Origin of the sequence: Rhizobium sp. TBD182, from assembly GCF_001950375.1 — a bacterium.
Lineage (GTDB): Bacteria > Pseudomonadota > Alphaproteobacteria > Rhizobiales > Rhizobiaceae > Agrobacterium > Agrobacterium tumefaciens.
The window spans coordinates 265,830-272,186 of the sequence record NZ_BDLN01000003.1 but is presented as its reverse complement, the minus strand read 5'-3'; the positions used below and the strand labels follow the sequence as shown (position 1 = coordinate 272,186).

The 6,357-nt window shown below is 54.9% G+C and carries 5 protein-coding genes and 1 pseudogene; 3 read left to right on the top strand and 3 right to left on the bottom strand.

What is annotated here, in order from left to right; translation table 11 throughout:
• Window positions 1–26 precede the first annotated feature (26 nt).
• The 3 genes from T18_RS13520 (at window position 27) to T18_RS13505 (ending at window position 3,048) form a co-directional block, all read left to right on the top strand.
• Window positions 27–941 carry a nucleotidyltransferase and HEPN domain-containing protein gene (locus tag T18_RS13520; RefSeq protein ID WP_038495196.1) on the top strand — a complete coding sequence of 305 codons (915 nt, stop codon included), beginning with the start codon at window positions 27–29 and terminating at the stop codon, window positions 939–941.
• Between the two features lie 112 nt (window positions 942–1,053).
• Window positions 1,054–1,335 carry a hypothetical protein gene (locus T18_RS13515; protein WP_035200278.1) on the top strand — a complete coding sequence of 94 codons (282 nt, stop codon included), beginning with the start codon at window positions 1,054–1,056 and terminating at the stop codon, window positions 1,333–1,335.
• A gap of 762 nt (window positions 1,336–2,097) precedes the next feature.
• Window positions 2,098–3,048, top strand: a complete 951-nt coding sequence (locus T18_RS13505) for a bile acid:sodium symporter family protein (RefSeq protein WP_038495199.1) — start codon at window positions 2,098–2,100, stop codon at window positions 3,046–3,048.
• A gap of 143 nt (window positions 3,049–3,191) precedes the next feature.
• Here the strand turns inward: T18_RS13505 and T18_RS13500 are convergent, their stop codons facing one another.
• The 3 genes and pseudogenes from T18_RS13500 to T18_RS13490 all read right to left on the bottom strand — a co-directional run bounded on the left by T18_RS13500 (window position 3,192) and on the right by T18_RS13490 (window position 6,227).
• Window positions 3,192–3,971: a 2-keto-4-pentenoate hydratase gene (locus tag T18_RS13500; protein ID WP_038495917.1), complete on the bottom strand. Its 780-nt coding sequence runs from the start codon at window positions 3,969–3,971 to the stop codon at window positions 3,192–3,194.
• Between the two features lie 24 nt (window positions 3,972–3,995).
• Window positions 3,996–4,148: pseudogene (locus T18_RS13495) on the bottom strand (fumarylacetoacetate hydrolase family protein); the annotation flags it as partial.
• Between the two features lie 315 nt (window positions 4,149–4,463).
• The gene (locus tag T18_RS13490; protein WP_038495202.1) at window positions 4,464–6,227 is read right to left on the bottom strand and encodes an ABC transporter ATP-binding protein; all 1,764 of its coding nucleotides are present in this window, start codon (window positions 6,225–6,227) and stop codon (window positions 4,464–4,466) included.
• Between the last annotated feature and the right edge of the window lie 130 nt (window positions 6,228–6,357).

Sequence of the window (6,357 nt, the reverse complement as noted above, 5' to 3'; positions counted from 1 at the left end):
GGATACCGTCCAGAAACGGAGCAGACATGAAGACCAGCCTTGAACATTTGCCGGAACGAAAGCAACGCGAGCTTGCGCGCGTCGTCGGAATTATTCAGGAAGAGTTTGCTGATCTGGTGGAGCGCTCCAAGTCTGACGCCAAGAAGGATGGGCGGATCTTCAAAATCATTCTGTTCGGTTCTTACGCGCGTGGCACCTGGGTGGATGAACCGCATACGTCGAAAGGCTATCGCTCGGATTTCGACATCCTTGTCATCGTCAGCAACAAGGAACTTGCCGACCCCAAATACTGGGACAAGACAACAGACCGGTTGATGTGGGACAAGGAGATCGAGACACCCGTGGGGCTTATCGTGCATGGCGCTCGCGAGATCAGCAATTTTTTGCATGATGGCCAGTACTTCTTCGTCGACCTCGCCCGCGAAGGTGTTGTCCTGTACGAACTCGATGACCGGCCGCTCGCCGAGGCGAAACAACTCAGCCCTGCCGATGCAATCAGGGTGGCCGAGGAGCATTTCGAAAAGCAGTTTAGGAACGCAGTCGATTTTCTGAAAGGTTCGAAATTCTTTGTCCAGGAAGAAAACATCAACCTCGCAACATTCAATCTCCACCAATCAGTTGAAACAGCCTACTCCTGCTATCTGCTGACGCACACAAATTACACGCCGGCCTCACATAACCTCAAATTCCTGCGTGGACTTTCAGAGGATAGGGATCGCCGTCTGATCGACATCTGGCCGCGCGACCGTCAGCGATTTACCACATGGTACAACATCCTGAATGAGGCCTACGTCAAGGCACGCTGTTCGAAGCGTTTCGAGGTTTCCGAAGAGGCGCTCAGCTGGCTTCAGGAGCGGACCGCGGAACTTCACAAGCTGGTTGAGGCGCTCTGCCGCGAGCACATCGAAAAGCTCAAACAGGCCGCGAACGCCAGCCACTGAAATTCACGGATAAGCACAAACTCTCCTGAGCTCAGGTTGCAGCCACCACAGCATCATGAACCCTATGGTCAAACCTGCTCTCACAATCGCTATGTCGATCTCCTCATAGAAACTGGCTGAACTGGACGCGCAACATTCTGCACTCAAGGCCCGGCTCTCGAAAACCGAGCGCAACAACGATATGCGCCGCAAGGTCTTGATCGGGTCGCTCGTTCTCCATCACCTCGATACCTCGAATGATCAGGATTTTAAGCAGCGACTCGGTGAATGGCTGAGCCGCGAACTACCGGGCTTTCTGACATGCGACAATGACAAGGCGCTCTTTGCCGATCTGATCGGACCAGGACTGCCGGGCACGGCAGAGACTGGCGACGGCGTGCTGGGTGCTCGATGAACCGATTGCGACCTTGCCCGGGACGCATTCAAAAACATGATGCGAGCCGTCGCGCGTGATCCGCTTTGGGCATTTCTGGCTTTGATTGCCATGCCCTTCCGGATATGGAAGCGGCTCCTCGGATTTATGTTCGTCGTTTTCATCGTCACGTTCGTGATAGGCATGGGTGGCGGTCATTTCCTCGAGCAAACGGGTCCCGAGCGCGGCTCACCTGTCTACATCATCCCTGCTGGCGCTTGCCGCTATTAGCGTCCTCAGACGCACTGTAGACTGGTAACCCGGTGGTGCCGAGGCAACTCGTAAAGTGAAGATGAACCGAAATGAAGTCCACGGGATAAGGCTTATGGACGGGCCTCGGTTCGAAACAAGACCTTTGGCGTCGATGACATAGGCTGTCGTGATCCTTATGCGCCCACGCGCGCTTGTTCGGTTATACGGATCGAAGCCGCTGATAAAATAAGCATTTCTGAACACAACTGAGGATATGAAAAAGCAAGGCCAAATGAGAATTTGAGTCGCGCTAGATATGGTTGCGTCCTAAGGGGTTTTGCCATCAATCTGGCTTCATATTTGGTGGGGCAGATGTTGCGGTGAATGTTGGCTAGATTTGGCCTACTGAGCTTGTTGACCTAGAGGTATTCGATCTTCCGGGATTTGCGACGTATCGTTTTTGACCGCGAGGTTGTAGCAACGGCGTAATGACCTTGACAGAGCACCCTAGGAGTCTAGAGGGGGTTTCATGTTCATTTTGGGAGTGTAGACATGAAATCGCTGGCAGCCGTTTCGGCTTTTGTGGGCAAAACCTTTGCGGTCTGGGTCATCTTGTTTGCCGTGCTCGGCTTTTATTTTCCAGATACGTTCAAGCAGATTGGACCGTGGATCGTCACGCTTCTGTCGATCATCATGTTCGGCATGGGGCTCACACTTTCGGTCGACGATTTTCGTGAAGTCGTAAAGCGCCCGGTCGATGTTACCATCGGGGTGCTCGGCCAGTTCCTCATCATGCCGCTGCTTGCGGTCCTGCTGACCCGGATCATTCCGATGCCGCCGGAAGTGGCAGCAGGCGTGATCCTAGTTGGTTGCTGCCCGGGAGGGACATCCTCCAATGTCATGACATATTTGTCGAAGGGCGACGTCGCCCTCTCCGTCGCCTGCACGTCAGTGACGACGCTCGCTGCTCCTCTGGTGACGCCCTTCCTCGTCTGGTTGTTTGCCAGCCAGTTCCTGCCGGTCGATGGTTGGGCAATGTTCCTGAGCATCGTCAAGGTCGTGCTGGTTCCCTTGGCCCTTGGTGCTGCCTTGCAGAAGCTTTTGCCAAGTGTCGTCAAGGCGGCCGTGCCGGCTTTGCCGCTCGTGAGCGTCATCGGTATCGTTTTGATCGTCTCGGCGGTTGTCGGCGCATCGAAGGGCGCGATCGTGCAGTCCGGCCTGATGATCTTTGCGGTCGTGGTTCTTCATAATGGGCTCGGTTATCTGCTCGGCTATTTCGCGGCAAAGGCGACCGGCCTCTCACTCACCAAGCGCAAGGCAATCGCCATCGAGGTGGGCATGCAGAACTCCGGTCTCGGTGCGGCTCTTGCGACAGCGTATTTCTCGCCTCTCGCAGCTGTGCCCAGCGCCATCTTCAGCGTCTGGCACAATATCTCCGGCGCTTTGCTGGCCAACTGGTTTTCGGGCCGCGTGGACACGACGGCGACGACGAAAACCGGATAGGATCGCCGGACGAAGATTGGCCGACGGGATGTGAAGCAGCCCCAAGAGGTTCTTCGGGATATGACGCTGCAGGTCCGCAACGCCTCGACCAAAATCGCCATCGACGCGGAAGCACTGTTCGCGTCGATGGCGGAAGGCGACGATCAAGAGCATGAAAGTGTGAAAGCCCCGACCGGTTTCATATCGATATAGGTGTCGGCTGCAAGGTTGCTTGTTATTGCACCACAAAGACTGCCGGTGGTGACGATCTGTCCGCGCTTCAGCGTTCCATCTCTGTTGAGGGGGGAATTGGCGAAAGCGATAAGCGGCGCGAGCGGATCGATATTTGGGTGTTTCACCACCGCATCAAAACGAAGCTCTGTACCTTCGGTCACCGTCAGATGCGGCAGATCCCCGGTATTTTCGGCAAAGGTATCAACTATTGCCGCGTTGATTTCCGGCCCTAGAACAAATCCGCGATTGGCAAGGCGATCCGCCAGAAAAAGCGGGAAGGGAACCTGGTTCTTTTCCACCAGCCGGTAGCCGAGGAGCTCGACGCCGAGGTGCACCGCATCGATATGCGTTAATATATCGGCTCTGCTGAACGGGGTCGTCGTTGGGGCAGGAATATCGGAGGCGAGGGTGAAGCAGATTTCCACTTCGATGCCTTCAATGTCTCTTCCCGTAAAAGACGCGACGTTATCCTCATCGACGCCATAACAATCGACCATCGGCGCAGCGACCGCGTTCCCGTCCGGCCGGATCGCCAGCTTCCAGCCTCCCACTGTTTTACCGGACGCTTCAACAAAAGCACCCTGAATGGCCATGGCCTCCTCGAGACTACCGGGAACGAGACCATCCGCCTCAATCGTCGCCAGCGGAATTTTAGTGCTGTCCAGGCCTGCTTTTACAAGGCCTTGGGCCAGTTTTTCGATTGCCGTCATTCCCGTCATGATCCTTACTGCTGTCTAATTGCCGAATGCTGTCACGATTTGACGCTGTTTGCCAAGGCCATCAATGCCAAGTTCGACAACATCTTCGGCTTTCAGGAAGACTGGCGGCTTCATTCCAAGGCCGACGCGGGGCGGCGTACCGGTCGTGACTACGTCACCGGGCATGAGCTCGAATCGAGTCATTGCACAAGGTTCTATAGATCGTCGATTTGGGCCGAGCGGGCTCAAGCTTTGGCCGCCGAGGAGGGGGAGGGGCAATCGTGGTTGCCATCCGTCAGGGGAAGGAAGTCGCCGGCACTATGAGCTTTGCCGCGCCGCTAATAGGGTTGAGCGATGAACGCGTGGCAGATTCTGCCGATCCTGGTGAGGGCAGCGAGCGATATGGATATCGCCTTGTAATCGGCATAACCGGCCGAAGGTATCTGACGTAACAGGCAAGCATAATAAGGATCGGGCGGCAATGCCGCCCGATAATTGTTTGACTTAGGCTACGTCCGCATCGAACTGGATGCTGTGCAAGCGCTTGTAGAGACCATCCGTCGCGAGCAGCTCGCGACGGCTTCCCTGCTCGACAACCTGACCATTATCCATGACGACGATCTTGTCGGCGCGGTTGATCGTGGAGAGACGGTGAGCAATGACAATCGATGTCTTGTTGAGCGTCAAACGCTCAAGCGCGTCCCGGACAAGCGCTTCGGATTCGGAATCGAGCGCACTCGTTGCTTCGTCGAGGATCAATATGTCTGCGTCTCTCAGCATCGCGCGGGCGATTGCAACACGCTGTCTTTGGCCACCGGACAGACCGGAGCCGTTTTCGCCGAGCTTGCTATCATAACCATCGGGCATGTTCATGATGAAATCATGCGCATTGGCCGCTTTGGCCGCAGCAATGATTTCCTCATCGGTGGCGTTGTCGCGACCGACGGAAATGTTGTGCTTCACCGTTCCCGAGAAAAGGAAGGTTTCCTGGCCGACGTAAGAAACATGCTCGCGCAGGCTGGCAAAAGACACATCGCGCAAATCCATTCCGTTGATCTCGACGGAACCGCTTTGTGGATCATAAAGACGCATCATGAGGTTGATGATCGTCGACTTGCCACTGCCGGAAGGCCCGACCAGCGCAGTCATCTTCCCACCCTCGAAGAGGACGCTGACGTCCTTTAGAACCGGCTGGTTAGGAACATATTCGAAGCTGACGTTCTTGAGCTCCACATTGCCGCTTGCCTTGGGGAGCGGCAGGGCATCTTTCTTCTCGGCAAGTGTCAACGGAGCGTCCAGAACCTCGAACATCATGCGCACGCCAATCATGCCGCCTTCGATCTGAACTCGCATGCGGGCCAGACGCTTGGCCGGCTCATAGGCGAGAAGCAGGGCAGTAATGAAGGCCATCAAGTCGCCCGGCGAGCCACCTTTTTCAAGAACGGTGTAACCGGATACGGCGATGACGACTGCAATGGCGAGGCCAGACAGTGTCTCCATGATCGGGCTGGTCGCCGCTTCAAGCTTCGCAATGCCATTGGCGCGTTGCTCGACATCAGATACCGCCTTGTTCATGCGCTGGCGCATCAGCTTTTCAAGCGAGAATGCCTTAATGACGCGAACGCCGATGCTGGTTTCCTGCACGACATTGACGATTTCGCCCAACGAAGCAAGTTCCGCTTCCATGATCTTGCGAACGCGACGCAGAACAAGGCGAACGCTGAAAATCGCAATTGGACCAATGATCATGGAAATCGCGCTCAGAAGAAAATTCTGGGCGAACATCACGATAATCAGACCAAGAAGAGAAAATAGGTCGCGAACGAAGGACGTGACGATCGTGTCGATAACGCTACGCGCAGCCTGGGCGTTGTAGGTCACGCGCACAAGAAGTTCGGAAGACGGCAGATTTTGGAAAAAGGAGACACCCTGCTTCAAAAGCCGATCATAGATTCTACGTTGCTGCTCGGCAACAATGCTGTTGCCAGCCTTGCTAAGATAATAGCTCTGAACAAAGGTTGCGAGGCCTTTGACGATGAATATGATCGCCACAGCAAATGCAATCTCAAGGACGACGTCAAATCCCTGTTTGAGATAAACGCTATTGACGATGTCCCGCATGATCCATGCGCTGAGGGATGTCGTTCCAGCAACAATGAGCATTGCTGCTATTGCTGCGGAATACCAACCGACGTGCATTTTGAAGTTTTCTTTAAAAAGCCGCGATAGCAGCTTCTTGTCGTTTGGCGACAAAAACGATCCGATCACCGAGATATCCTTATTTAGTTTCTACGCGGTTAAGTATCGCGCTGGTGTGGCTGTTGATCACGCTCAAAGGAAAGCACTCCACGCCTCTCCTCGATCGAAAACGACACTATTAGTCGTGCGAAATTTTCTA